The 25,220-nt window shown below is 38.6% G+C and carries 31 protein-coding genes; 23 read left to right on the top strand and 8 right to left on the bottom strand.

All coding sequences use genetic code 11. The features are described 5' to 3' along the window. Position 1 precedes the first annotated feature (1 nt). Entirely contained in the window at positions 2-811 is an 810-nt protein-coding gene (locus QCD85_RS02890; protein WP_301261576.1) for a protein phosphatase 2C domain-containing protein, read from the top strand. 59 nt (positions 812-870) lie between these two features. After that, positions 871-1,173 carry a hypothetical protein gene (locus tag QCD85_RS02885; protein ID WP_301261575.1) on the top strand — a complete coding sequence of 101 codons (303 nt, stop codon included), beginning with the start codon at positions 871-873 and terminating at the stop codon, positions 1,171-1,173. A 105-nt stretch (positions 1,174-1,278) separates the two neighbouring features. On the opposite strand, the gene QCD85_RS02880 is transcribed toward QCD85_RS02885, so the two are convergent. Continuing rightward, entirely contained in the window at positions 1,279-2,187 is a 909-nt protein-coding gene (locus QCD85_RS02880) for a methyl-accepting chemotaxis protein (protein ID WP_441005593.1), read from the bottom strand. Between the two features lie 312 nt (positions 2,188-2,499). Here QCD85_RS02880 and QCD85_RS02875 point away from each other — a divergent pair, with 312 nt between their 5' ends. The 20 genes from QCD85_RS02875 (at position 2,500) to QCD85_RS02780 (ending at position 17,854) form a co-directional block, all read left to right on the top strand. Beyond that, positions 2,500-3,174: an HD domain-containing protein gene (locus QCD85_RS02875; RefSeq protein WP_301261574.1), complete on the top strand. Its 675-nt coding sequence runs from the start codon at positions 2,500-2,502 to the stop codon at positions 3,172-3,174. A gap of 270 nt (positions 3,175-3,444) precedes the next feature. Next, complete coding sequence (locus QCD85_RS02870) at positions 3,445-4,071, top strand: hypothetical protein (protein WP_301261573.1); 627 nt, start codon at positions 3,445-3,447, stop codon at positions 4,069-4,071. Between the two features lie 30 nt (positions 4,072-4,101). Then, positions 4,102-4,539 (top strand): DUF7716 domain-containing protein, encoded by a 438-nt coding sequence (locus tag QCD85_RS02865; protein ID WP_301261572.1) that lies wholly within the window; start codon positions 4,102-4,104, stop codon positions 4,537-4,539. Between the two features lie 23 nt (positions 4,540-4,562). Next, positions 4,563-6,401 (top strand): HSP90 family protein, encoded by a 1,839-nt coding sequence (locus QCD85_RS02860; RefSeq protein WP_301261571.1) that lies wholly within the window; start codon positions 4,563-4,565, stop codon positions 6,399-6,401. Then, on the top strand, positions 6,398-7,468 hold the full coding sequence (locus QCD85_RS02855) for a hypothetical protein (RefSeq protein ID WP_273615389.1): 1,071 nt from the start codon (positions 6,398-6,400) through the stop codon (positions 7,466-7,468). Before QCD85_RS02860 ends, QCD85_RS02855 begins: the two co-directional genes overlap by 4 nt. A gap of 104 nt (positions 7,469-7,572) precedes the next feature. Beyond that, positions 7,573-8,280 carry a DUF4309 domain-containing protein gene (locus QCD85_RS02850; RefSeq protein ID WP_301261570.1) on the top strand — a complete coding sequence of 236 codons (708 nt, stop codon included), beginning with the start codon at positions 7,573-7,575 and terminating at the stop codon, positions 8,278-8,280. A 136-nt stretch (positions 8,281-8,416) separates the two neighbouring features. Beyond that, entirely contained in the window at positions 8,417-9,214 is a 798-nt protein-coding gene (locus QCD85_RS02845) for a hypothetical protein (RefSeq protein WP_273615391.1), read from the top strand. 38 nt (positions 9,215-9,252) lie between these two features. Beyond that, positions 9,253-9,753, top strand: a complete 501-nt coding sequence (locus QCD85_RS02840) for a DinB family protein (RefSeq protein WP_273615392.1) — start codon at positions 9,253-9,255, stop codon at positions 9,751-9,753. A gap of 101 nt (positions 9,754-9,854) precedes the next feature. Then, positions 9,855-10,289 carry a GNAT family N-acetyltransferase gene (locus QCD85_RS02835; RefSeq protein ID WP_301261569.1) on the top strand — a complete coding sequence of 145 codons (435 nt, stop codon included), beginning with the start codon at positions 9,855-9,857 and terminating at the stop codon, positions 10,287-10,289. 31 nt (positions 10,290-10,320) lie between these two features. After that, positions 10,321-10,632, top strand: a complete 312-nt coding sequence (locus QCD85_RS02830; RefSeq protein ID WP_273615394.1) for a hypothetical protein — start codon at positions 10,321-10,323, stop codon at positions 10,630-10,632. A gap of 141 nt (positions 10,633-10,773) precedes the next feature. Continuing rightward, positions 10,774-10,896 carry a hypothetical protein gene (locus QCD85_RS02825; protein ID WP_273593517.1) on the top strand — a complete coding sequence of 41 codons (123 nt, stop codon included), beginning with the start codon at positions 10,774-10,776 and terminating at the stop codon, positions 10,894-10,896. A gap of 168 nt (positions 10,897-11,064) precedes the next feature. Beyond that, complete coding sequence (msrA, locus tag QCD85_RS02820; RefSeq protein ID WP_273615395.1) at positions 11,065-11,595, top strand: peptide-methionine (S)-S-oxide reductase MsrA; 531 nt, start codon at positions 11,065-11,067, stop codon at positions 11,593-11,595. A 28-nt stretch (positions 11,596-11,623) separates the two neighbouring features. Then, the gene (locus QCD85_RS02815) at positions 11,624-12,400 is read left to right on the top strand and encodes a hypothetical protein (RefSeq protein WP_301261568.1); all 777 of its coding nucleotides are present in this window, start codon (positions 11,624-11,626) and stop codon (positions 12,398-12,400) included. Positions 12,401-12,413: 13 nt separating this feature from the next. Continuing rightward, positions 12,414-12,908 carry an NUDIX hydrolase gene (locus tag QCD85_RS02810; RefSeq protein ID WP_301261567.1) on the top strand — a complete coding sequence of 165 codons (495 nt, stop codon included), beginning with the start codon at positions 12,414-12,416 and terminating at the stop codon, positions 12,906-12,908. Further along, positions 12,905-13,627 carry a hypothetical protein gene (locus tag QCD85_RS02805; RefSeq protein WP_301261566.1) on the top strand — a complete coding sequence of 241 codons (723 nt, stop codon included), beginning with the start codon at positions 12,905-12,907 and terminating at the stop codon, positions 13,625-13,627. Before QCD85_RS02810 ends, QCD85_RS02805 begins: the two co-directional genes overlap by 4 nt. A gap of 154 nt (positions 13,628-13,781) precedes the next feature. Continuing rightward, positions 13,782-14,519, top strand: coding sequence for a Bax inhibitor-1/YccA family protein (locus tag QCD85_RS02800; RefSeq protein ID WP_273615399.1), 738 nt, complete (start codon positions 13,782-13,784; stop codon positions 14,517-14,519). Positions 14,520-14,685: 166 nt separating this feature from the next. Further along, the gene (locus QCD85_RS02795) at positions 14,686-14,988 is read left to right on the top strand and encodes an antibiotic biosynthesis monooxygenase family protein (protein ID WP_301261565.1); all 303 of its coding nucleotides are present in this window, start codon (positions 14,686-14,688) and stop codon (positions 14,986-14,988) included. 22 nt (positions 14,989-15,010) lie between these two features. After that, a complete protein-coding gene (locus QCD85_RS02790; RefSeq protein WP_301261564.1) occupies positions 15,011-15,475 on the top strand; it encodes a GNAT family N-acetyltransferase in 465 nt (154 codons plus the stop codon). A gap of 126 nt (positions 15,476-15,601) precedes the next feature. Next, the gene (locus tag QCD85_RS02785) at positions 15,602-17,002 is read left to right on the top strand and encodes a phytase (RefSeq protein WP_301261563.1); all 1,401 of its coding nucleotides are present in this window, start codon (positions 15,602-15,604) and stop codon (positions 17,000-17,002) included. Positions 17,003-17,215: 213 nt separating this feature from the next. After that, on the top strand, positions 17,216-17,854 hold the full coding sequence (locus QCD85_RS02780; RefSeq protein ID WP_301261562.1) for a LysE family translocator: 639 nt from the start codon (positions 17,216-17,218) through the stop codon (positions 17,852-17,854). 62 nt (positions 17,855-17,916) lie between these two features. On the opposite strand, the gene QCD85_RS02775 is transcribed toward QCD85_RS02780, so the two are convergent. The 5 genes from QCD85_RS02775 to QCD85_RS02755 all read right to left on the bottom strand — a co-directional run bounded on the left by QCD85_RS02775 (position 17,917) and on the right by QCD85_RS02755 (position 22,083). Next, positions 17,917-18,873, bottom strand: coding sequence for an alpha/beta fold hydrolase (locus QCD85_RS02775; protein WP_274170562.1), 957 nt, complete (start codon positions 18,871-18,873; stop codon positions 17,917-17,919). Between the two features lie 160 nt (positions 18,874-19,033). Next, positions 19,034-20,002, bottom strand: coding sequence for a type I phosphomannose isomerase catalytic subunit (locus QCD85_RS02770; RefSeq protein ID WP_301261561.1), 969 nt, complete (start codon positions 20,000-20,002; stop codon positions 19,034-19,036). Positions 20,003-20,087: 85 nt separating this feature from the next. Further along, positions 20,088-20,477 carry a VOC family protein gene (locus QCD85_RS02765; RefSeq protein WP_301261560.1) on the bottom strand — a complete coding sequence of 130 codons (390 nt, stop codon included), beginning with the start codon at positions 20,475-20,477 and terminating at the stop codon, positions 20,088-20,090. Between the two features lie 54 nt (positions 20,478-20,531). Then, the gene (locus QCD85_RS02760) at positions 20,532-21,125 is read right to left on the bottom strand and encodes a class I SAM-dependent methyltransferase (protein ID WP_301261559.1); all 594 of its coding nucleotides are present in this window, start codon (positions 21,123-21,125) and stop codon (positions 20,532-20,534) included. 1 nt (position 21,126) lies between these two features. Further along, positions 21,127-22,083 carry a TIGR01212 family radical SAM protein gene (locus tag QCD85_RS02755; protein WP_274170559.1) on the bottom strand — a complete coding sequence of 319 codons (957 nt, stop codon included), beginning with the start codon at positions 22,081-22,083 and terminating at the stop codon, positions 21,127-21,129. A gap of 477 nt (positions 22,084-22,560) precedes the next feature. Between QCD85_RS02755 and trmB the strand changes: the two genes are divergently transcribed. Then, complete coding sequence (trmB, locus tag QCD85_RS02750) at positions 22,561-23,268, top strand: tRNA (guanosine(46)-N7)-methyltransferase TrmB (RefSeq protein WP_301261558.1); 708 nt, start codon at positions 22,561-22,563, stop codon at positions 23,266-23,268. Between the two features lie 37 nt (positions 23,269-23,305). On the opposite strand, the gene QCD85_RS02745 is transcribed toward trmB, so the two are convergent. Continuing rightward, positions 23,306-24,439 carry an MGDG synthase family glycosyltransferase gene (locus tag QCD85_RS02745; RefSeq protein ID WP_273615410.1) on the bottom strand — a complete coding sequence of 378 codons (1,134 nt, stop codon included), beginning with the start codon at positions 24,437-24,439 and terminating at the stop codon, positions 23,306-23,308. Positions 24,440-24,557: 118 nt separating this feature from the next. Continuing rightward, a complete protein-coding gene (locus QCD85_RS02740; protein WP_273615411.1) occupies positions 24,558-25,085 on the bottom strand; it encodes a phosphatase PAP2 family protein in 528 nt (175 codons plus the stop codon). Positions 25,086-25,220: the final 135 nt, after the last annotated feature.

Genomic DNA, 25,220 nt, shown 5'->3' with positions numbered 1-25,220 from the left:
TATGAGTGTTAGCAGTTATAGATGGGTCGGAAGTGAGCAACCTTTTTTAGATACGCCAACGATGACAGAGCAACATGGGATACATATAGGATGGTACGGCGGGCATACAGGAGCAGGCGCTTATAAAAATGAAGATGGCTTATTAGTGATGCAAAGTGAAAATGGTTCTGCCAGGCTAGCTGTTCTTTTGGATGCTCATCAGACAGCGACCAGTGCAGCACTGATTATTGATACGTTACAACAAGATGAATCTAGACTTCAAGCGATGTTAGAACAACCTGATCTATTCGATGTATTTGAAAAGTATATCGTAGACTTGTTTTCGAGTGTGTCTTTTCGTCAAGCATGTCAGCAGGTAAGCGGAGAAACGTCTTGTCTGATCGTTTTACAAAAAGACGCTTATCTATGGTGGTTCTCTGTAGGCGATTGTATGGCATATCTACTTCATCCTGACCTAGCCGCCTGGGGTCAATATGGACTGAATCAGCGACAGTTTTATGAATGGATTGGACAGGTGAATACGTTCGATCTGGAAGTTCCTTGTTACACGATTGGCAAAAGACAGTTACGAGCAGGGGATAATATTATCGTTTTAATGACAGATGGTGTAGTCGATACACCTGATCATTATTTTGAACATCCTACACATGTATATCAAGCATTGGTAAATGATCACGATCTTAAGCCGAATATAGAGTCGATCTTACAACATATTCATACCCAACAGGGCAAAGACAGCGCAACGATTATGAGCTGGCAATATACCAATCATCAAGCACCACAGATGCCATCTGATATGCCTTCAATTTGAGATTCAGTAATAGTAATTATCTAAGTCATACCAATACGCAAATCAGAATGGAGATTATGATGAACAAACGAGCCGCAGGAATCAGTCTGATCGCAATAGCCGCCTTTTTGTATAGTGTGAAATACATGAGTGCTGCTATATGGGGATCAGGAACAACTACATGGAACAGTGAACTGTTTGATACTTTTTCAAATAGTGTAGGTCAAGCACCTTTATATTTGAGTTGGATATCGTTAGCCGCAGGGATTCTATATCTATATCACGCAGAAGCGGAGCAGAAGCGTCATCTGAATAGTGCAAATAAAGATGAACCATTAGAAGACATAGAGGAAGTAACCAACCCAAATCATTCTCAACACTAAAGGAAAAAAATAAAAAATACTTAGTAGTAATATTTTGAATACAAAATAATAAATCGAAAAGACCGTTACTCATATAGAACGGTCTTTTTGCGTCTATTTATTAAATTAAAGGATTACCGATACTTCGCGTGCTTGAACATCTAATTCTTGAGCTGCCGAAGAGATTTGGGTGAAATCACTCATCGCTACTTGAAGCTGTTGCTGGCTTTGTTCTACGGTGGATTGAGCTTCGTTGGTGCCTTTAGCAATTTTCTCAATTTCGCGTGTAATCGCATCTACACTATCACGTACTTCAATAATAGATTGTTCTACCATTTTCGATAACTTGCGTACTTCTTTGGCAACGATATCGAATCCACGTCCAAATTCACCGGCATGAGCGGCTTCTATCGCTGCATTCAAAGCAAGCAAATGCGTCTGAGAAGAAATATCTCGAATCGTCTGCACTACTCCTTGAATCGATAAAGCCTGTTGCTGAAGGTTCATCAAAGTGTGTTTGTTTTCAGCAGAGACATCTGCAATTTTGTTTATACTTTGCAATAATTCCTGACTGCGGTTAATCCCTTTGTTGGCACGTTCACTCATATGATCTGCCATATTTTGTAGCTCGGTGACGACAGTAGTCATATGGTTTTGGCGCTGTGTAATATTGGTTGCGATTTTGGAGATACCAATAACTTGATGATTGTCATCTTCGAAAATAGGCATATACGTGGCTTCTAACCAGATTGAGTTGCCGCTAGCATCCATACGTTCGATTTTATTTTGAAAGCTTTCTCCAGATAAAAGACTTTTCCAAAATAGTTCATATTGAGGACTGTTCACAAACTCAGGAAAACAAAAAGACCGATGATCCATTCCTTGCATTTCTTCACGTGTATAACCCATAGTACGAGCAAAAATATCGTTTACATAAGCTACACGTCGATGAGTATCAAATCGAATAATAGCAAGGTTATTCTCCAAAGCTTTGACTACTAAAGCATCCATTGATTGTTGATTATAGTTCTGCACAAGTAACTTCCTCTCACAAATAAAATCATCCAATTCAGCTATTCTTTTTTTCAAAACGAGTAAGATCATTTAAGTAAGGATTATTTTTAGATAGAAGTCTCACGTTTATATTGATTATAATATCGACCATTTTCAAGCGTTTAATTAGGGTTAGAGCCATATATTCGATTATAAATTTACATATATATGGATGTATTGATACAAACTTCGATAAAAATACAGCGATAGATGTACAGTATATCCAAAATCATGTATACTTTTTGTCCGACCACGTAATCTTGATAATCTTTAGAGCGAAAGGACGATACCACAATGACAACCACACCGAATAGTACAGAACAGATACAAGAACAAGTGATTCAAGATACAGCCCAATTTGTGAAATCGGTTCTTTCTGAGGATACCAGTGGACATGATTGGTGGCATATTCACCGTGTTGTGCAAATGACCGAACGTATTACAGCGACTGAAGGAGGCAATCGATTTGTTGCAGTGATGGCGGCTTTGCTTCATGATGTAGCAGACGAAAAGCTCAATGTCTCCAAAGAAGCAGGTATGCGTAAAGTAACCGATTGGTTAGATACACAATCGATCCCTCCAACCGATGTGGAACATATAATAGAGATTATCGCGACTATGTCTTACAATGGCGGGAACAATCCTCCTGTACGTACGCTTGAAGGACAGATTGTACAAGACGCTGATCGTCTGGATGCGATTGGAGCTATCTCTATTGCTCGCGTATTTGTTTATTCAGGGCATACCGGTCGTCCTATTCATGATCCTGATATTCCAGTCCGTACTTCAATGACTTCTGAACAATATCGCAATGAGAAGAGTACAGCTATTAATCATTTCCACGAAAAATTACTCAAATTAAAAGATATGATCAATATGCCTTCTGCACGTATTATCGCCGAAGAACGTCATCAATATATGCAAGAATATGTAGACCGCTTTTACAAAGAATGGAATGGCGAAATCTAAATGAATAAGAATACATTAAGACTTGTAGTAGGGAAAAAGATATGACCCTACGCAAGTTTTTTTTTGCATTCAGGTCAAACGCTTGTTCTGTACTTTGGAGAAATGTATACTTAAAAGTAAGGTAATACAGAATAAATGTGGCTATGATTGTATGGCTTGTCTAAGTAGTTATACGTTATTACACCTACTTCTAGCTGATATTATTCTTGTTGTGTGGAAGGAAATACTTATCCATACAATACGATATACTACACAAAGGAGAGATGCACCATGAAACGTTTTTTCGATGAATTAGGTGAGCCTTATAGTATCTGGTATTTATTGCATCATGGCAAACCGGTACTGGTAGAATGCCCTAAATGTGCTGGTCCTGCTTCTATCACCGACAATGAATCAATAGAAATGCGATGTTCCCATTGTTTTTATATGCAAAAGTATCCAATGGACTATGATTATAGAGCAAGCGGCGTGTGTACATCTTGCGAGCGTTGGTTTAACGTGCAAGTGACAGACAAAGGTCAACAGCAACATAAAAATGTACATATTCGTTGCCCATACTGCCATACCAGTAATCAAGTACCTCTCAACAAAAAAACATCTAAAGGATGTTCTTCTGGATTTGTGATTAAAGATGGGAAAGACCCTTTTTTCCAATTAAATCTATATTTGCTCACCCATTATCGAGGCAAATTGATCTGGGCAATGAATCACGAACATTTGAATTATCTTATTGATTATATTTCGGCTGATCTGCGGATGAAGCCTTCTTTGTATATTAAGCGTCATGCGTCCTATCGCTTACCGAAGTATATGAAAGATGCCAAAAATAGAGATGGGATCGTCAAAGCATTACAAAAGGTACAGCATAAGTATGAACATAGTCATAGTATAGTCTAATTGTATTTGCCCAAAGAGGAGGGAAATAATATGAATCCAAATCAACAGCACATCGTTGATTTATATAAAAAAGGAGAATTACAACACGCCAAGTTTGATCATTTGGTAGAACTGTTGCCTGTGATGAATAAGATAGAAAATCAATGGCTCTATCTTAATGTGAAAAAGTGGGAAAGCAATCCGCTTACTACTCCTATTTATTATTTTAATGAAGATTGGCTGAATGAATTGGAGTATCAAGGAGGAACCATTACCAACGCTCGTAAAGATATTTTTCCTGATTGGGTGGATGATCAACATATACAAACATGGTTAGAATTGGCTACGTTCGAAGATATTATTGATATTTTGCACAATACAGGCAAGACGCCTACACCTGAAATGATGGTGATTGCGATTAATTATTATTATGAGTACGATGCTTTTTTGGAATATGATGACGTGTTAGCTAGAATGGACAATCATTAAAATTATTGAAGGAGTTGTGTTCTATGAGTGAGTCAGATACATATCGGTTTCAGGTCAATCTTAGTGGAATGATTAATATTTTATCCAATCATTTATACAGTAATCCTAAAGTGTTTTTACGTGAAGTTTTACAAAATGCTGTCGATGCTGTAACCGCTCGTTCGCAACAAGATGCTACTTATCAAGGAAGTATCCATCTTGAGTTAACAGGTTCAGGGGCTGGTTCGACATTGATGATCGAAGATGATGGCATTGGCTTAACAAGAGAAGATGTACATGAATTTTTGGCGATGATCGGTCAGTCGTCTAAGCGTAGTGGAGCAGATGCGTTTACACAAGAGACTTCCTTTATCGGACGATTCGGGATTGGACTGTTATCTTGCTTTATGGTGAGTGATGAGATCGTTATGGTGACTCAATCTGCCAAAGGTGGCAAAGCGCTAGAGTGGCGTGGTAATCCAGATGGTACTTATCATATTCGTGAACTAGAGACAGAATTATCCCCAGGAACCAAAGTATATTTACGTTGCAAGCCTAATTGTGAAATGTATTATGAATCTGAATTGTTGCAACAATGGATCTATGATTATGGTGCATTATTGCCCTATCCGATTACGTTTCGTGATGAGCAGACTCAGCGCATTATTAACGATCAGCGTCCTGTATGGCTGGATGATCCAGAACGAGCACGAGGTCATCGTGATGAAGTATTGCAACTGGGACAGCGTTTATTAGGAGAGAAATTTCAAGATTATATTCCGTTGCGAACTGCTTCAGGACGTACAGGTGGTATCGCTTATATTTTGCCACACTCTGTGAATCTGAATGTGAAGAAATCGAATCGAGTCTATTTGAAATATATGCTAGTCTCAGAAAAAGCAGAAAACATTTTGCCAGACTGGGCGTTTTTTGTGAAAAGTATTATCTGGACAGATGAATTACAACCGACAGCATCTCGTGAACATTTCTACGAAAACGAGAAGTTGGAAGAAGTTCGTCAAGAACTAGGAAATAGTATTCGTGCTGAATTGCTACGTATGGCAGAATATGAGCCTGATCGACTACAACGCATTATTCAATTGCATGCGTTATCAATGAAAGCTCTTGCGGTTGAAGATACATCGTTTTTCCAGATTATTTATCGCTGGTTACCTTTTGAGACAACATACGGTCGCCGTAAAGTACATGAATTACTAGCAGATAATCAGAAAATGTATTATACGACCAGTCTGGACGAATATCGTCAGATTACTCATGTTGCTTCTGCACAATCGTTATTAGTGGTGAATGGTGGTTATGTGTACGATGCAGAACTGATTGCTCTTCTTCCTGAAGTATGTGCAGAAGCGAATACAGAGCGCTTAATTCCAGAAGATGTCTCTCTTGCTTTTACCGATATTACGACAGAAGAGCGCAAGCAATATTATGAAGCCGTTCGTTATGCAGATGTTGCTTTGCAACGGTTCCGCTGTCAGATTCAACTCAAACGGTTCAAACCGGAAGATTTACCAGCCTTATTTACTTTATCGCAAGAAGCTTCGGATTTGCGCTCTATTGAGACATCCAAATCAGTTAGCCCACTTGCTTTAACTTCTGTACTGCAAAGTCTAAGTTCTTCATTGCAACAGTCTGCTTATTCGACACTTTATCTGAATATAAACAATTCAGTCGTAGAGCGTATTTTCCAAGCTAAAAATGAAAGTATGATTGTTGTTGCTATCGAAATGTTATATGTAAATGCATTGATGATGGGTCACTATCCGATGAATAGACAAGAGATGCAAGTATTGAATCAAGGCATTGTTCGCTTTTTAGATTGGGGATTATCAGCGAATACAGATCAAGGAGGACATACCGAATGAATAACCAACCTGAACAGATCAATCCAGATTTTGAAGATATTATGGATCAAGCGTATAGTTTGCCTAATGGGAGAGCCAAAATCGCTTTGTTAGAAGAAGCGATTCGAATTGCAGACAGTCTTGGTGATGTAGAACAGGGCTATAGTGCACGCGAAGAATTAGTCGAAACTTGTACTTTTAGTGGTCACCCGATGAAAGCCCTGGTGGCATTCTCATGGTTACTAGGTCAATTTGATCAACAACCAGAGGAGTATGATGATTTTACATTGTTATGGTCATACAAATGGATTTTGGATTCGATTGCTTCGTTTCCAGAAGTCAGCCGAGCACAAATAGATGAATTATTAGTAGATATGCGTAAACGTTATGAACAATTCGGATATAGTGAACGTTCTTATTATTACTATCGCTTTTCACTACTTAAAGATTATGGTGAAGTGGAAGAAGCGCAACAATTTTTAAATAAGACCAAAGCGATGGATCGTGATGAGATGAGCGATTGTGAAGCCTGTGAACAACATCAATTCGTAGAGTTTGAAGTGATGAAAGGTAATGACGAGCAGATTATTCGCACAGCTAGACCTATTCTGAAAGGACGAATGACTTGTGGTGAAGTTCCTCATCTGACATTATCGAAAGTGTTAATGCCATTGTATCGTCAAGGTAAATTAGAAGAAGCAGAGAAATATCAAAAACAAGGCTATCGCCTGATTAAAGGCAATCGTGACTTTGTACTTCATTCAGGTGAGCATATGTATTACCTATTAAATATCGATCTTTTGCAGGCTTTGGAAGTATTCGAACAATGGGTTGGATTATCTTTGGATCATGAGAATCCGCGTGATAAGATGATGTTTAATGCGTATGCGGCTGTACTGTTCAAGCGTCTGGTTGCCGATGGCAATGTGACATCTGTTAAATTACCAGCTGGCTATCCCTATCCAGAAGAAGCTAATGATTTGCCAGCTATAGCGAGTCGTCTAGAACAAATGGCACTAGAAACAGCAGGGCGGTTAGATCAGCGCAATGGTAACAGCTATTATACGACGTTAATTCAGCAATTATAAAAGCATCTATTATTTACAAGTTAGATACATTCGTTCATATCGCAGATACATGTTCTCTATATACTATGTTCAATGAATCAGTTATACAGAGGAGAGAATATGAAATGAATAGATCTACACGTAATCGTAATTTATTATCTAACCAAAGACAGCTATCAACTGGACTCGGCAAAGCCAGTTTATTCATCGTAGGGTTGTTGCTTGTAGCAGGATGTGGTAATCAACCATCAACCCCTTCTTCTACATCTGCAACCTCATCGGCGCATGAGATCGTAGAACCGGTAGTTACTGAGACAGAGAAGGAACCGACTACAACAGAACAAGAATCATCTACTTCTGCTACTACTGATTCTTCATCTGCAACAAGTACTGTTACTGATAATGACACTGATATCTCTGGTACGACCATTCTGGAAGCCGCCAACAAAGGTACATTGCCTGATCTACCTGAAGGTCTATCGTTAGGATCAAGTCGGTCAACATTAGTTCGTTTACAAGGTAAGCCTGAACTAGGTGGTACAGAAGGACCTATGCTGAGTTACGGCACACTCGATGTGACTTTCGATGCTAATGATCAAATAGTAGAATTCACTTCAGGGGCAGATGCTTACAAAAAATTAAAGATAGATACGGTTATCGCTAACTTAGGTAAGCCTGCTGAGACCAATGATACTTCGAAAGATATAGCTTATACAGCAGAAGCCACTTATCATCTGACCAATCCCAAGTTTCCGAAATCTTTTCTTATTTTCTCGTATAACACTCAATCGCAACATATAAATTATGTTCGATTGTATACTGATATCCAGTAATCCAAGCTGGAACCGAAGGCGCTCATTAAGAGCGTCTTTTTGTTTTGAACGTAAAATGGTATTATTTGTATATATTATCTAGAAGAAGGGGAAGGTAGCCATCTATCCACGTATTTTAGTAGTCGTTGGCATTATTGTGTTATTAGCTATTTATAATCATGAAGCAGATAATGGTCTTTTTCATATGGGATTAAAAGATCCTCATGATACGATCCAGAAAGCAACATTTGCCTGTAATCCCACGTGGAAGAATGATTCATGTATAGAGACTTCATTTACACATCCAGAAGATTTACAGATCATTGTAGATGCAATTGAACATGCGAAGCCCGTTGAAGGCATACTCGATATGTCTACAGAGTATAATGTAGAATTAGTTGATAATGATCAGACAACTCATCACTATTCGCTTTCACTAGGATTTGAACATAATGCACATACAGAAGGTTTACTTTTAGATGGTGCGGATAGTCATCAAGGTTATCGTATTTCCAGTACAGATACGAATCGATTAAGAGATATGATTCTTCAAAGTACTACTTTTCCAGAAGGTTTGCCAGAGCCTACAGTACAAATCAGCGGGACAACGATTCCGTTATATTCAGGAGCATTTTGCTCGTCTAAGTGGAATCCAGAGACACATCAGTTAGAATCTATATGTGGCATACCACCAGCACCTGATACATTAGATCAACAGATTGAGGGTCAAGCAATTTCAGTTGCACCTTCATCACAAATAAAAGTCGACTTTCCAACCAAGCCTGCTAAAATAGAATTATACATGGTAAAAAATGGAGAGCATTTTCCAGTAGAAGTAGATAGATCTGGAAGGTACACTGTGCCTCTAGAGCGTGGTTATGCAAAGTATGTACTTTCTGCGACATGGAATAAAGATAACAACAGTCAGTATTATTTTGGCGTGTATATTCGTTAGATCGATGATCATTTTATTTTGCTAAAGGAGGATTTTTAATGAATTACAGTCAACGACTTCAGAATCTGGTGTTGCATTTTCAGACCGAATTGAATCGTATTCCTCAAGACGAATTTAGCGCCAAATCTCATCCTGCCAAATGGTCTAAAAAAGAAATTGTCGGTCATCTATGTGATTCGGCAGCCAACAATTATATACGTCTGGTCAAAATTGCTCTGTCTGATTATCCTATTCCGATCGAAGGGTACGATCAAGATCGCTGGGTAGAACTCAATGATTATCATAATAGTTATGATCCGTATGATGTGATTCAGCTCTGGATCAATCGCAATGTACAGATTTCGACAGTACTTGCTCAGATTCCAGAAGAAGATTATACCAAAGAAGGTATTTTGCCTTCTGGAGAAAGTGTGACTTTGGAATGGCTGGCTGCTGATTATATCGAGCATATGATTCATCATTTCCGTCAGATTCTAGGCAATGAACGTATCGAGACGATGATCAACCAGAGTAAAAAGTCTAAAGTTGAACACAGCTAAATAAAAGAGTATATTCAGACAGATCATATTCCTCTATTCAAATAGGGATATGATCTGTATTTATTTTGAACGAAAATATCTAAAGAAAGTAGGTTATACATATGATCATCTCTGTTGTAGAACAATTGAAAGTACATGAACTGGAACCTTTAGTGATCCGAAGTGAACAAGAAGGATTCAAACATCTTCGGCGATTGGTTAGCGAATACGTAGCAGGAGAAAATACATTTTCAGGTGAAGGAGAAGCTCTGTATATCGTTCGAGAACAAGAGCAGATTATAGGAGTAGTCGGCTTGAATCAAGATCCTTTTTCCGATCATTCGACAGGTCGAATACGACGACTGTATGTTCATCCTGACTATCGCCATCTGGGAATTGGCAAGCAATTGGTGCAAAAAGTGACTTCTGAAGCGAAGAAGTTCTATAATATACTTGTATTGTATACAAACAGTGAGCAAGCCAGTCAGTTCTATATACAGCTAGCATTTAAGCAAGAGCATGGCAATCCTCATCGGAGCCATTACAAAATATTATAGCGTTCTCACATTTATAGGAGCTGATTACATTTTGCCGAAACAAAGAAAAAAATGGATTTTGATTATGATCTTTTTTGCACTTATTTTGAGTATGATTGCAACGGTACCAGGGGAAAAGTCATATAATCAATGGTTGGTCGATCAATATAATTTGAAGTGTACCAGCGCTAGTGTAACCAGAGATTGCAGTATCAATGGACAAGCGATTGAATGGAAAGATAGAGCAGAACGTCATTTGTTTTTGTACAAAAAAACAACAGATGAATACTCAACGAATAAAGGGAATTTGACGATTGATTCTTTAGGGATATTTGGTCATTACTTTGATATTTCTTCCTCATAAATCCATTTATATTGAAACATTTACACAGCGTTAATATCTGCTTATTTTATTTACAAAAATCATGATTGACAACGATAGTTCTCGACCTTAAAATGACGATAAGCCATACAGGCGAAGTTGAAATGAAGAGAGGGGACTATCATGCTGCAAGTCATCCGTAGAGTGCTGGAATGGTTGTTTGTCGATAACAAACAGGTATATCAATTCAGTGATGTGTTTTGTGAAGATAGCGGGTTTGTCGTCTATATTCCTGAACAGAAATAGCAGGTAGTCTATACAATGCTTATTACGATAAGCCATATGAATTTTTAAAATCAGCCGCAAGCATAAGATGAGTGATCATCTGGGTGTTGCGGCTTTTGTAATGCTTTCTAAACATACGTATAATAAAGGTGTAATAAATATATTTGTAAACAGAAGGGGATCACGTACATGTCAGAATTACAAAAAGCAACATTTGCAGGAGGATGCTTCTGGTGCATGGTTACACCATTTGAAGAATTACCGGGTATTCATGGGATTGTGTCTGGCTATACAGGTGGACATATCAAAAATCCAACATATGAACAAGTCAAAACAGGCAATACCGGTCATTATGAAGTGGTCGAAATTACATTTGATCCATCTTTATTTGCTTACGAGAAATTATTAGAACTATACTGGCCACAGACAGATCCTACCGATGATGGCGGACAATTTCAAGATCGTGGTACACAGTATCGTACTGCTATTTTTTATCATAATGAAGAACAACAAGAATTAGCGCTTCAATCCAAAGCAGAACTTGCAGCAAGTGGTCGATTTACACAACCGATTGTTACAGAGATTTTGCCTGCACCTGTTTTTTATCCAGCCGAAGAATATCATCAAGATTATCACAAAAAGAATCCTAAACATTATAAAGAAGATCGTGAACAATCCGGACGGGATGAATTTATCGATAACAACTGGCAACAATCTTAAAATAGCTACCAGAAAAGGAGTATATATGATGAAAAAATTACGTTCATTATTTGGTAAAAATTCCGATCCATCCACTGAACAAGATAACGCCTCTACACAACAACAAGAAGCTTTAGTATCCGGGTCGGATCAGGAGCCAGCACAACAGCAAGTGAATCTAGCCAATCCTGAATTTCAAGAAATGGATCGGTTGCGTGAATTGTTTCAACAAGAAAAGTTCAATGAAGTCTTGCAAGAGGTAGAACCGTATCGTTCATCTCTAGATACGTATGTGGTGAAAGAAGCATACGGTCTAACAGCTCTATCGTATTTTCGCTTAGAACAATATGAACAAGCACGGGCAACATTCGAGTGGTTAGCAAAAGAGTATAGTGATATTAATGATTGGTTTAATTTGATGACATCGGCTATTCTAGCAGGTCATATCGATCAAGGTATGGAAGCTTATACACAAGCCAAACAATTACGGGCACAAGCTGAAGATGATGAAGGTGTACCGATTCCACAGATGATGTATTATGCTTGTCGTGCACTGGCAGATGCGAAAGAATATGATCGTGCATTTACTGTTTTAAATGAATTAATGGATATTTATAAGCAGCTTCATATTACAGATGATACCTTTTTGTATATGCGCGGAGTGCCTATGCTACCGCATGCGATGGAAGCAGTGAAAATTATTTTGACTGCTCGTAAAGACAAAATGGATATTGATACATGGTTTGCGATGTTAGATGCTTCACTGGATGAAGAAGGCAGAGAAATCGCGCGACAGACCAAACAGCAAATTATCGCTGTTCAATAAGGAGCAAAGGTGGATGAGCTATATCACTGAACTGAGAGAAGTTGTAGGAAGCAGACCTCTTATTATGGCTGGTGCTACAGTCGTATTGATGAATGATCAACAACAGATTCTATTGCAAAAGCGTGCCGATAATCATTGTTGGGGATTGCCAGGTGGAAGTATGGAACTTGGTGAGACATTAGAACAAGTCGCTAAGCGCGAATTGGAAGAAGAAACAGGACTGGTAGCTGTGCATTTGCAGCTACTGGATATCTTCTCCGGGCCTGAACTGTATTATCAGTATCCACATGGTGATGAAGTGTATAACGTAGTTGCGGCTTATGTATGTAGAGAGTATAGCGGTTCACTGCAAGCTCAATATTCTGAAGTTCAAGAACTACAATTTTTTGATCTGTTTGATTTACCGCAGATGATCAATCCACCTGATCTTCCCGTAGTGCAATATTTTCTAAAATCATTTCTAGGAAATCATGATCATCCTATGATTGAAAGGAAGCCAAACGATTGAAAAAAACAATAATAGTCTTATTACTGATTCTAGTAGTAGGTTGTGAGAATCAATCTTCTTCACCACACCCTGCCACAGCTAAAGTTATCCAAACGCCTGATATGCCTGTGACCGATTCTGGCACACAGCCCTCTTCAGAAAAAGGTCTAACCACAGATCTGATCGAACAATACAAAGCTAAAGAAGCTACCAAAAAAGCGATAAAACAAAAAAAGATGATTCAGTTATATGTGCTACCTAATACTGATTCTGAATACAAAAAGTTACAAGCACAAACATTAGAAAATATCGTGATTGCCAAAGTAAATATCAATCAGCAAAAAGTAACAACAGTCCGAACATGGATAGATCATTATCGCAATGGACAGCTCAAAGAACAAATGTTGTATAACAATGTGCCTATTCCAACAGGAGAACAACAGATGACGATTAGCTCTTATTCTAAAAAAGAAGATGATGGTCAAGAGAAGGTAGATATCACAATTCAAGTTGGACTCAGTTCTACCAGTCTAGAGTATACATATGTTCCAGTACATGCTTCTACTTCTATGTCGAGTACAATGTTAGATCAGCGCGCAATTCCGATGAACAAAACGGTCGATCTTTCGATGCGTGTTAATAATGACGGTGAGCATACAGCGACAAGTAGTAATCTAGCCGAAACGATTAAAAATAATAAAGAAGTATTTGTACTACGCGCCAAATGGGTGAATACGTAGATTGTAAGAACTACATCCTCATAAATATTTATGATAAATTACCTATTTATGGTTGTTCAAATGAATCATTCCCACCTATAATGGACAAGTAATCGATAACAGTCATGGTATAGAAGAGGGGATTTTACATTTTAGACAGAAAAGAGATGATCATATGGCGTTAAACAATCCAGCACTTAGCGAAAAAGCATTCTCGGATTTTAAAGAAAGTGACTTTAAAGCAGGTGCAATGACGGTTGGCGGTACAGTAGGAAAAACAATGGTACTTCTTGCTTTATTGATGGTTGCGGCAGTGTACACATGGTATTTGTATTATCAAGGACAGGATGTAACAGGCTTTTTGATTGTAGGTCTAATCGGTAGTCTGGTGACTTCATTAATCACTATTTTTTTCAAAAGAGCAGCGTTTGTAACAGCACCGTTATATGTCATTTTGAATGGATTAATGTTAGGAGCTATCTCGGCGTGGACCGATTATAGTTACCCGGGAATCGTCATCAATGCGATTTTGATTACTGTGGGTACGTTATTTTTGATGTTAGCGATCTACACACTGCGTATTATCAAAGTTACACCAGGATTTGCACTTGGGATCGTGATTTGTACAGCATCAATAGCTCTTGTATATCTTATTGATATTATTTTAGGCTTTTTTGGAATCAATGTACCGTTTATTCATGAAACAGGTTGGATTGGTATCGGTATTAGCTTATTTATCGTAGCGATTGCTGCACTTAACTTATTGTTAGATTTTCATTTTATTGAGACAGAAGCGCAATCAGGTGCTCCTAAATATATGGAATGGTATGCAGCATTTGGTCTGATGGTAACTTTGATCTGGTTGTATATGGAAATTCTACGTTTGTTATCTAAATTGAATAGCCGTAATTAAATAATCAATATAAAAGCTTTGTTCCTTATTGTAGGAGCAAGGCTTTTTTTGTACATTCAGGTTGAACGAAATCGCAAAGCCATTTATACTAAATCAAACTCATTATGGGTAGTGCTGAATCATTCGTATACTGCTACCTATTAACGTATAAGGAGGCCATTGTTTTATGATATTAGAAGTAGCTAATTTACAAGTGAAAGCAAGTCAAACGTATGAGTTTGAACAAAGTTTTCGCCAGGCTTCACAGATTATTTCCAGTATGAAAGGGTACATATCTCATGAATTACAACGTTGCCTTGAAGTTGACAATCTATACTTATTGTTAGTCCGTTGGGAGACATTAGCTGATCATACTGAAGGATTCCGCGGATCAGCAGAATATCAAGAATGGAAAAAACTACTGCATCATTACTATGATCCGTTCCCGGCAGTTCATCATTATGAAATTGTAGAATCATCTCAATCTTAATCACCGAAGGAGTGTTATAACTATGATTCGTATCGAGCAAGTTCCGCCAACTGATCTTCATTTGAGAACATTAATTCAGGCATTAGATAAAGATTTGCAACAACGGTATGACGAGGAAAATATTTATACGATCGATCTTGATCATCCAGATGCTTTTTATACTACTTTTATGGTTGCTTATATAGACGATACACCGGTAGGTTGCGGCGCTATCCGACCATTGGATACAGACAGTGTAGAATTGAAGCGATTTTTTGTTGATTCTACTTACCGTAGACAAGGGATTGCTGGCAACATGTTACAAGCATTAGAGCAAAAAGCGATTGAGCAAGGATGTCATTTTGTTCGTCTGGAGACAGGTGCAGAGCAGTTTGAAGCGACTGCTTTTTATGAGCGTAACGGCTATTATCGTATTCCTGTGTTTGCAGATTATGAAGATGATGGAATTAGTCTTTGCTATGAAAAGAAGCTAGATTTGGATAAATAAATGGAATTCCTGCGCTTTACCTGAACTTTACACAATACAGACTCCACGCTAACAATCATGACCTATATTTAAATCGATGGGTATGACACGCCATACATAGCGTAATCGCGATAAGGAGCAGATGAAATGTTGAAGAACATATGTAAAACGGCTTTATTAATGGCAGGAATCAGTATTACAACAGCGGTAGCGAGTCCGCTTGTACATGCAGCAGAGGGTTCATCCGTTCCTCTTAGGCAATCAATCGAAGCAATGGGTGGCAAAATGTACTGGGATGGAGAAGACAAAGCTGCCTTTTTCCAATTGAAAAATGGCATTACAGGTTCAATCACAGTCGGTGAGAAGAAATACCGTTTAGCAGGCAAAAGCGGTACATTGGAACAAGCGGCTGAATTGCAACAGGGAGCTACTTATATCCCACAAACCTTACTAACAATGATTAATGCTGAAAATGCCAAATTCAATGATCCTACTGACACAGTACCTGTGTTCGCAGTACAACCGACAGGGGAGACAGATGCTGTAGAATCCGGTGAAGATGCGGCTGACGATCCCGCGATTTGGCTCGATCCTTCCAATGCTTCGAATAGCAAGATTATTGCTACGAACAAAGGTGGCGGAATGTTAGTCTACGATCTAAAAGGAAAAGAATTAAAATCATACAGCACAGGCAAAATGAACAATACAGATCTTCGTTACGATTTTCCTTTGAATGGTAAAAAAGTAGATATTGTTGGTGCGACTAATCGTTCATCTAATACTGTAGACATTTTTTCTTTTGATGGCAAAACAGGAGCACTTACCAATATTTTGGCTAACCCGATCAAATCCAAAATGGGCGAAGTGTATGGATTTAGCTTGTATCATAGTTTAAAAACAAACAAATATTATGCGCTTGTTTTGGGTAAAGAGGGCGAATTTGAGCAATATGAATTAACGGATAATGGCAAAGGCAAAGTGAAAGGCACATTAGTACGTCATTTCAAATTAGATACACAATCCGAAGGTATGGTTGCTGATGACGAATACGGCACATTGTATATTGCTGAAGAAGATGCAGCGATCTGGAAGTACAGCGCTGAGCCAGATGGTGGTAATCAACCATTAAGTACTGTAGATATCGCAGATGGACGTCGTTTGCACGATGATATTGAGGGCTTAACTCTGTATTACGGAGCAAATGGAACTGGATATTTGATGGCTTCTAGCCAAGGTAACAATACGTATGCTGTGTATGATCGTCAAGATAATAACAAGTACATCTCTAACTTTACGATCAATGATGGAAAAGGAATAGATGGAACTACCGAGACAGATGGAATAGATGTACTAGGTGCTAATATGGGTAGCCAATATCCATATGGTGTATTTATTGCGCAAGATGATGAGAATTTGAAAAATGGCAAAAAGATTAATCAAAACTTCAAAATGGTTCCATGGCAATCTATTGATGCAGGTCTACATGAAGGTGTAGCAATGACAGCCAATACTAGCCCTGATCCAAGAAAATTAGAAAATCGTCAATAAATTTCTAAGCGATGATAGAATAGTCGATCATGTACTAGCTATAAGTGTTACTTTCACAAAATACAGACAACATTGTATCTATAAGATACGTTTGTCTGTATTTTTTTGTATTATCATCTGAATGTATCGTCTTAAAAGTCATATGTTCTATACCCATTTTCGATCAAAGCATGTATAATCTTCAAATAGAAAAAAAGATAGGAGTGAAGATAGATGTGGGGAATCGAACATTATTGGATTTTTATACTGTCTAGTATTTTGCTGAATATCACCCCTGGCAGTGATACGATTTATATTTTGAGTCGTAGTATTTTTCAAGGGAAAAAGGCAGGCATCATGTCAGTATACGGTATTATCTCAGGTTCATTAGTACATACATTGTTAGCAGGTCTGGGACTTTCTTTGATCCTTATGCAGTCTGCACTAGCTTTTAATATAGTCAAATGGATTGGAGCTGCTTATCTGATCTGGTTAGGGATACGTTCGATAATGGCGCGTCACGAATCGGCTCAAGTGATGCAAGCTGTAGATTCTCAAAGTAATCGCAAAGTATATCTACAAGGGATGATGACCAATGTACTGAATCCCAAAGTAGCTTTGTTTTACTTAGCATTTATACCGCAATTTGTAAGCCCGGAACAGACATATGGAGCGATTCCATTTATTTTGCTAGGACTTACATTCAGTACGACTGGCATCTTATGGTGTATGTTGTTAGTAGTCTTTTCAAGCAAAATGGCACATCGTCTACAATCTAGTCGTATCGCTACATACATGAATAAGATCACAGGTAGTATTTTTATCTTATTAGGTCTCAATCTGTTACGTACGTCACGGAATGTTTCTTCATAATAAATCATTATAGGTGTACAAAAATAAAGCAACCTCTACCTACTACAATAGGAGAGGTTGCTTTATTTGGATGCAATCGTTGTACTAGATATATGTTCATCTAACCAGTGAATCACATTAGCTGTTACTTCATCACGATTAATATCATTGAGCGTCTCGTGTCTGCTATCTGGATACAGATCTAGCTTAACATCTTGTAGACCTAACTGAAGATATTGTTGATACAATTGCTTGACCCCTTTACCATACTGCCCTACAGGATCACGTTCACCGCTAAATAAATACACAGGTTTATCCGTTGGAATACGCTTCATATGCCCGGGTTGATGAATCTCTAATAATAATTCAAAAAAATGAACATAAAAGCGCACAGAAGGTAGCTTTCCGCAAAAAGGATCATTCATAAATAATGACACTTCATCAGGATCACGCGATAACCAATCAAATGTTTTACGTGGACGGGGGAGCCCTTTATTGTAAGAAGCAAATACAATGATATTTAATAGCAGACTGCGATGTACCTGACCACGAAACCGTTGCTGCAGATGAGCAATTTGCTTACCGACTCGAAGCAGATTACGTTTCCCATTTGTGCCTGATAACATAAAACCATCATACAGATCAGGTTGCTCATACATCACTTTTTGAATAATAAAAGAACCCATGCTATGTCCCATAATAAAAAGAGGTAACGTCGGGTGATGATCTCGAATCCATTTGGATAATTGAATCACATTTTGAGTCATCCAATAAAATCCGTTATCACCAGGATCGCCTAAATATTCTGGCCCTGAAGCGGTTAATCCATGTCCACGTTGATCATGAGCATAGACGATAAATCCTTGAGCAGTAAGCGATTCTGCCAACCGTTTGTATCTTTTGGCGGTCTCAGACATGCCATGAGTAATCTGAACAATACCGCGCACAGGTAGCTGATCGGCTTGATCTTCTGGACGCCATTCATATACATGTACAGCAACATCTTCAGGATCAGTCATAGTAAATGTATGTTCGAGCATCCTATCCCTCCTTGCAAATAACCTGTACAAATCTACACAATCGATGTAGGTTTGTACAGGTCTATTTTGGTATTATTTACAAAATACAATCTAAGCAATGTTAACCATGTATTCCAATGATTGAATCAAAATTAAAGTGAAGTCAGTATCGCTACATTATTTATGGTAAATAAGAACGAATAACCGTACAATGACCATCTAATGTGTATTGTCCTAGATTAGCAGGCAATAAGAAGCATTGTCCGCCTTTTACAGCGACATGTTCATTACCCCATGTAATCGTGCCTTCGCCATCAGCAATCACTAGAATAGTGAAACTTTCTGCTGTAGTCGATAATTCCCATGCACCGTCGACAACTCCTTTTTCAACAATAAAATAAGGAGAAGCCGCAAGTTGTAACCATTGTCCGGCAGCAAGGCCGTCTGTTTTCATTGTTGTTGCGCCAGCGCCTTCATAAGCGATCACATTAAGAGAATCTTCAATATGAAGTTCACGAGGCTTACCGTCTAACCCGGGGCGATCATAATCATACAGACGATAGGTAGTATCTGAATTTTGTTGAATTTCAGCAACTAATACGCCTGCACATAAGGCATGTACAGTACCGGCAGGAATATAGAATGTATCGCCTGCTTCTACCGAAACTTCTTGCAGTGTATCTGTAATTTTATTATTCTTAATCGCTTCTGCTAATGATTCACGAGTCACGCCTTCTTTAAGACCATAAATGATCTTAGCGCCTGGCTTAGCAGCAAGTACATACCACATTTCGGTTTTGCCAAGTTCACCTTTAGGAAGCCCTGCATAATCATCTGTAGGATGAACCTGAACTGAAAGGTCGTCATTACAATCCAGCAATTTGATTAACAATGGAAAACGTCCGTTCACTTCAGATACGCCTTTGGTACCGAACCAATCACGACCGAATTTTTGCGTAAGTTCGGTTAAGCTGACACCATCCAACTCGCCACCGATTACAGAAGTAGTTCCATTCGGGTGATCCGCGATCATCCAGCCTTCACCAATCACACCTTCAGGAATATCCCAGCCAAATTGTTCAAGGGCACGTCCGCCCCACACACGTTCTTTAAATTCCGGTTGAAATTGAAGTGGGTATGGATTAGTCATTATTATCTCTCCTCCAAGTGTAATAGGTATACAACCATTCTATGTATCCTATGCAATTTGTCTCTCCAAGCAATCTGTATCTATCTTAACGTGCAGATTGGAAAAATTCCAGACGTTCTCCATCCGGGCCACTAAAGAAAAAGTAGCGACTGCCATTAGGTAAAGTCGTAATTTCGGTATCCAATTCTTGCAAATTCAGTGCTTGAATACGTGCATATTCTTGTTCAATATCGTCTACTGCAAAAGCGACATGGTGCACTCTGCCTTCATTAGCGAGCTCACCTGTGTATCCTTGCACCAATTCAAGTTCAGTTTGCGATTGATCTGGAAAAGCAAGAAAAGCGAGTTTGATATGCTCATCGATATGTCCAGCATTTTCAAGATGCTTCAAACCTATAACATCTTCATAAAAAGCAATCGACACTTCTATCGATTTTACCATAATACCTACATGTTCTAGTTTGCGTACAGCCATCCATACTCACTCCTTCAATATAATGTTACATCACATACAGCAGGGCATGCTTATTTATGGTGTTCTTGACGCTTTTTTCTCAATCGCAATCAGATAAGGTGCATCTTGTCGTTGCAATTGGCGGTACATAATCGATTGTGCTATCGCCACAGGCAGAGTAGAAGCCCATGCTTGCACAGCTTCTGCTTCCTCAGCACCACCGGGATGCCCCGGATACAGAACAATCGTTAGTATACCTCGAATAGCTAATAGATCAAAAGCAGATGCCAAAGCAGTCAATGTTGAATCCGGTTCAGTAATAATACTCAAATCTCCTGAAGGAAGATAACCTAGATTGAACATGATCACTTGGATTTTACCATGTAAATGATCAGGAATATACTGGTTCATTGTAGCATGACTATCCAGAATCAGTTGCACAGGAGCAAGTACAGTATGCTGTTCCTTGTCTAAACGCTCCTGTGTGCGATCAAGAGCCTCTTGCTGAATATCGAAGCTGAATACCTGACCACTTCTGCCTACGGTCTTAGCAAGCATCAGTGTGTCTACACCTGTACCAGCAGTTGCGTCTATAGCATAGCCGTTGTGAGCATCCAGACGCTCTGCAACCAATTTGTGTGCATAACTCAAAACAGACAAAAATCCCATATTATAATGCTCTCCAATATTTACTTTGCCATGTATCACGTTGCTTCAATTCATCATCGATTCCGTTAAGTACTTCCCATTTGCGTAGACTCCACATTGGACCAATTAATAGATCACGAGGTGCATCTCCTGTAAGACGATGAACGATCATATCAGGTGGCAAGATTTCAAGAGTATCTACAATCAATTTGATATACTCATCTTTTTCTAGAAAGCGTAACAATCCAGCTTCATATTGTTTGACCATCGGTGTTTTGCGCATCAGATGAAGAAGATGAATTTTGATTCCCTGTACATCCATTTGAGCTACAGCACGGCCTGTATCTAACATCATTTCATGTGTTTCTTGAGGTAATCCATAGATAATATGCGCACATACTCGAATACCACGAGCACGCAATTTGGCTACAGCTTCCTCATAGCATTGACTATCATGAGCACGATTGATAAGTGTAGAAGTGGATTCATGAATCGTTTGCAGACCCATTTCGACCCACAGATAAGTCCGTTCATTTAGTTCAGCCAAATAATCAATAACATCATCAGGCAAACAATCAGGACGAGTTGCTATCGATAATCCCACAACTCCCGGTTGCTTCAAAATAATTTCAAAATATTCGCGTAATTGTTCTACAGGAGCATACGTATTCGTATACGCTTGAAAATAACCAATATACTGTGCATGAGGCCATTTCTGGTGCTGACGATCACGAATATGATTAAATTGAGTCACTAGATCGTCACGACGACTACCAGCAAAATCTCCTGAACCACGAGCACTACAGAATGTACAACCGCCTTTAGCAATCGAACCATCACGATTTGGACAGGTAAAGCCAGCATCTAGTGTTACTTTGAATACTTTATTTCCAAATTGTTCACGCATCTCTGTATTCCACGTATGAAACCTTTTATCACTCCATAATAGGGGAGTGGATGTATCTTGAGTTGTAAGCATAGTGAAGCTCCTTCAATCGTTCTTCATTAAGTATTTAACAGTTCGTTAACATGTGTAATATCTCGCTAATCAGGTTATATTGTAACAAAAATCTGGATTTAAAAGATAGCAACAGGTGACGAAGTTCAAAATATTATTTGCAAAATAAATGATTTAAAATTAAGGTTCGCTTCATTTCTACAAAAAAGGGGTAATCAAAGGTAGAAACGTCTTAAAAGCTTAATTTTTTCATAGTTTATCACAATACCCATTTAATTTTATAACGAAAAATGGTAGACTATGATTGCTAAATTTGTTGGACCCCAATTCCAAATATAGAGAAAAGGATTTTCTGATCTGCTTGCAGAGAAGGGAGATCCTTTTTTCCTGTGTTCAGATAATGATGCAGATAAATGCTTTACATTTGCTCATTTCTTCGTCACAATAATGCCTTAGTAGTAGGATCACTATATAGACCATTGAAATCGGAGGAACGACATGCGTTTACGAGGTAGAAAAGGAATACGTGAAGGATTGGAGCAGCAGGAAGATTTGGTCGTGCTGAATCCTGAACAATATAAAGGAAAATGGCAAGAGCGTTTTGGAAACGATCTGCCGATTCATGTTGAATTTGGAATGGGCAAAGGAAGATTTGTCAGCCAAATGAGTGTCAAACATCCAAATGTCAATTATATCGGCTTCGATATGTATGATGAATTGGTACGCCGTGCCAGTGAGAAAACAAGAATGGCATGGGAAGAAGCAGAACGCGGAGAACCAACGACAATTCAGCTAGCTCGCGCAAATATCGAAAAAATTGAAGAGGTATTTGCTCCTAGTGAGATTGAGCGAATCTATCTTAACTTCAGCGATCCATGGCCGAAAAAGAAACATGGTCGTCGTCGTTTAACACATCCACGCTTTTTGGACATGTATTGTAAATTGTTAAATACTCGCGGTGAAATTCATTTCAAAACCGATTCTGAAACGCTATTTGAATTTTCACTAAATTCATTTGCCGATTATGGTCTACAAATGACGAATATTAGCTTGAATCTTCATCGTGATGGTATCAACGAAGAACATGTCATGACAGAATATGAAGCTAAATTTATGGGCAAAGGGATGAATATTCATCGTTGCGAAGTATTGATCGGTGAAGACGTTTTGCGTGAATATCAAGCGATGCGTCTAGATAAATATTAATTTATAACATAAAAAAAGTAAGGTCTTATCCGTTAATTTAGGATAAGACCTTACTTTTTTCTACCATTTCAGCAATGCTATGAGCACTTTGTGTTGGATTATAACGATCAATCTGAGCTATATTTTGCTTACGTTGCTCTACAACAGCGTCATAATCATTAATCAACAAGTCCATCCATTCCGTAACCACATCAATCGAAGTGATCGGTTCTCCCCAACCTTGTTGCGTAAAATACTGAGAATTTTTTTCTTCTTGTCCGGGTAAAGGGTTATAAAATAACATCGGGATCGCTTTGGCTAATCCTTCAGTACATGTCATTCCTCCCGGTTTGGTTACAAGAAGATCGGATACTTCCATCAATTGATCAATTTCATTAGTGTATCGAATCAAATGAATATTTGGATGATTAAAGTTCACATTCTGCTTAGCTTTGCGATAAGCTTTCTCATTGTTACCAAAACAAAAAATAAATTGGATCTTATCGCTGAAGCTGGTAAGATACGCATTTACCACATCATCGCTCATCAATCCCCAACCGCCGCTCATCACTAGTACTGTCGGCATATTTTTAAGTCCAAACTTCTGTTGAAATTCGACTTTGCCTGTATGTTCCCAAAACTTTGGATGAACAGGAATACCAGAGACTTCAATTTTCTGAATCGGTACACCACGCTGAATTAATTTGGAACGTACATCAGGTGTAGATACCAGATAACGGTTCACCTCTGGACTCACCCATGTACCATGAGCATCATAATCTGTAATAACCATACATAACGGTGTACGCAGTCCTAATCGTTTGAGCCTTGAAATCACAGCTCCCGGAATCGGATGTGTACATACAATCACATCTGGTTTTAATTGCCGAATCACATTATGTGTATGTGTATAGAAGAGACGATGTAAAGCTAGCGTGGCTAGCCGATTGATCGATTTTTTGTATTGGCTGCGATACATCATACGCACAAGTCGTGGCTGCGAGATGACCGTTTTTTTGTATGCGGTTAGGATGAGTGGAGCCACTTTAGGATTAAGGAAACTACCGAGTTCCAGTACCTTAGTCTGAATATTCGGTGAGATTTTGCGTAAACTACTTGCTAGTGCGTAAGCAGCTTGTGTGTGACCAGAACCAAAACCTTCCGACAAAAGCAGCACTCTATATTTTGACACGTCCAGTTCACCTTTTCTGCAAGGTATTCTCTAATAAAATGGAGTAGAGGAAGCAAACATTCCAGCTTTCTCTGTAATACTACTGTAACAATCCGGTAATATTGCTAGAATAGCCTCTTTACGGCCATAATGCAAATGTACCCATCGCTACCGATGTTCCAATTGCAGCTCCAACCAGTACATCTGAAGGATAATGTAATCCTAAATACATACGAGACACAGCAACAATCAGTGCGAATGGTAACAGCAACAGAATCATGAGTGGATCTGTCAGCATAAATGGAACAGTAACGGAAAAGATCGCTGTGGTATGTCCTGATGGAAACGAATGGTCTGTTAAAGGATTGCGGAACGTAATCGTTTCAGGGATAGCTAAGTATGGACGAATACGCGGGTATAGCTTTTTAACAATAGCTACAGGAACATGGCTAATCGCTAGTGCTACAGCTGCTTGGAGACCTGCGCGGCTCCAAGGAAATGGCGCTAATTGCCATACTGCCAAAGTCGCTATAATCGTGAACGTAGCTCCGCCTAAATTCGTTAAGTAGTAAAAAAATAAATTTAGGAACTTATTATGGAGCCTTGAGTTAAACCATCTAAAAATGTGTTGCTCCATCGTTTGTAGGCGAATAAGAAACTGACGCATGAGAGACCCCCGTATTAATTGCCAATTTTCGGCTTATATTCATCATATTTTTATTCAGTACGCTTTTCAAGCTTTATAACGTTAACAGAGTGTTAAAATAGATACAACTTTTGTAAGTTACCCAATAGTTTAAAC

It is taken from the genome of Paenibacillus sp. PsM32 (assembly GCF_030433815.1).
Classification (GTDB): Bacteria; Bacillota; Bacilli; order Paenibacillales; family Paenibacillaceae; genus Saccharibacillus; species Saccharibacillus kyungheensis.
This window is presented reverse-complemented; position numbering and strand designations above follow the sequence as displayed.

What these genes read in the sequence shown, in the direction of transcription:
- QCD85_RS02780 (WP_301261562.1), top strand. Translation starts at nt 17,216, where the DNA reads ATGTGGGGAATCGAACATTATTGGATTTTTATACTGTCTAGTATTTTG.
- trmB (WP_301261558.1), top strand. Translation starts at nt 22,561, where the DNA reads ATGCGTTTACGAGGTAGAAAAGGAATACGTGAAGGATTGGAGCAGCAG.
- QCD85_RS02790 (WP_301261564.1), top strand. Translation starts at nt 15,011, where the DNA reads ATGATTCGTATCGAGCAAGTTCCGCCAACTGATCTTCATTTGAGAACA.
- QCD85_RS02855 (WP_273615389.1), top strand. Translation starts at nt 6,398, where the DNA reads ATGAATAACCAACCTGAACAGATCAATCCAGATTTTGAAGATATTATG.
- QCD85_RS02770 (WP_301261561.1), bottom strand. Translation starts at nt 20,002, where the DNA reads ATGACTAATCCATACCCACTTCAATTTCAACCGGAATTTAAAGAACGT.
- msrA (WP_273615395.1), top strand. Translation starts at nt 11,065, where the DNA reads ATGTCAGAATTACAAAAAGCAACATTTGCAGGAGGATGCTTCTGGTGC.
- QCD85_RS02835 (WP_301261569.1), top strand. Translation starts at nt 9,855, where the DNA reads ATGATCATCTCTGTTGTAGAACAATTGAAAGTACATGAACTGGAACCT.
- QCD85_RS02785 (WP_301261563.1), top strand. Translation starts at nt 15,602, where the DNA reads ATGTTGAAGAACATATGTAAAACGGCTTTATTAATGGCAGGAATCAGT.
- QCD85_RS02825 (WP_273593517.1), top strand. Translation starts at nt 10,774, where the DNA reads ATGCTGCAAGTCATCCGTAGAGTGCTGGAATGGTTGTTTGTCGATAAC.
- QCD85_RS02815 (WP_301261568.1), top strand. Translation starts at nt 11,624, where the DNA reads ATGAAAAAATTACGTTCATTATTTGGTAAAAATTCCGATCCATCCACT.
- QCD85_RS02875 (WP_301261574.1), top strand. Translation starts at nt 2,500, where the DNA reads ATGACAACCACACCGAATAGTACAGAACAGATACAAGAACAAGTGATT.
- QCD85_RS02810 (WP_301261567.1), top strand. Translation starts at nt 12,414, where the DNA reads ATGAGCTATATCACTGAACTGAGAGAAGTTGTAGGAAGCAGACCTCTT.
- QCD85_RS02840 (WP_273615392.1), top strand. Translation starts at nt 9,253, where the DNA reads ATGAATTACAGTCAACGACTTCAGAATCTGGTGTTGCATTTTCAGACC.
- QCD85_RS02865 (WP_301261572.1), top strand. Translation starts at nt 4,102, where the DNA reads ATGAATCCAAATCAACAGCACATCGTTGATTTATATAAAAAAGGAGAA.
- QCD85_RS02885 (WP_301261575.1), top strand. Translation starts at nt 871, where the DNA reads ATGAACAAACGAGCCGCAGGAATCAGTCTGATCGCAATAGCCGCCTTT.
- QCD85_RS02740 (WP_273615411.1), bottom strand. Translation starts at nt 25,085, where the DNA reads ATGCGTCAGTTTCTTATTCGCCTACAAACGATGGAGCAACACATTTTT.
- QCD85_RS02755 (WP_274170559.1), bottom strand. Translation starts at nt 22,083, where the DNA reads ATGCTTACAACTCAAGATACATCCACTCCCCTATTATGGAGTGATAAA.
- QCD85_RS02800 (WP_273615399.1), top strand. Translation starts at nt 13,782, where the DNA reads ATGGCGTTAAACAATCCAGCACTTAGCGAAAAAGCATTCTCGGATTTT.
- QCD85_RS02870 (WP_301261573.1), top strand. Translation starts at nt 3,445, where the DNA reads ATGAAACGTTTTTTCGATGAATTAGGTGAGCCTTATAGTATCTGGTAT.
- QCD85_RS02795 (WP_301261565.1), top strand. Translation starts at nt 14,686, where the DNA reads ATGATATTAGAAGTAGCTAATTTACAAGTGAAAGCAAGTCAAACGTAT.
- QCD85_RS02890 (WP_301261576.1), top strand. Translation starts at nt 2, where the DNA reads ATGAGTGTTAGCAGTTATAGATGGGTCGGAAGTGAGCAACCTTTTTTA.
- QCD85_RS02850 (WP_301261570.1), top strand. Translation starts at nt 7,573, where the DNA reads ATGAATAGATCTACACGTAATCGTAATTTATTATCTAACCAAAGACAG.
- QCD85_RS02775 (WP_274170562.1), bottom strand. Translation starts at nt 18,873, where the DNA reads ATGCTCGAACATACATTTACTATGACTGATCCTGAAGATGTTGCTGTA.
- QCD85_RS02760 (WP_301261559.1), bottom strand. Translation starts at nt 21,125, where the DNA reads ATGGGATTTTTGTCTGTTTTGAGTTATGCACACAAATTGGTTGCAGAG.
- QCD85_RS02860 (WP_301261571.1), top strand. Translation starts at nt 4,563, where the DNA reads ATGAGTGAGTCAGATACATATCGGTTTCAGGTCAATCTTAGTGGAATG.
- QCD85_RS02765 (WP_301261560.1), bottom strand. Translation starts at nt 20,477, where the DNA reads ATGGCTGTACGCAAACTAGAACATGTAGGTATTATGGTAAAATCGATA.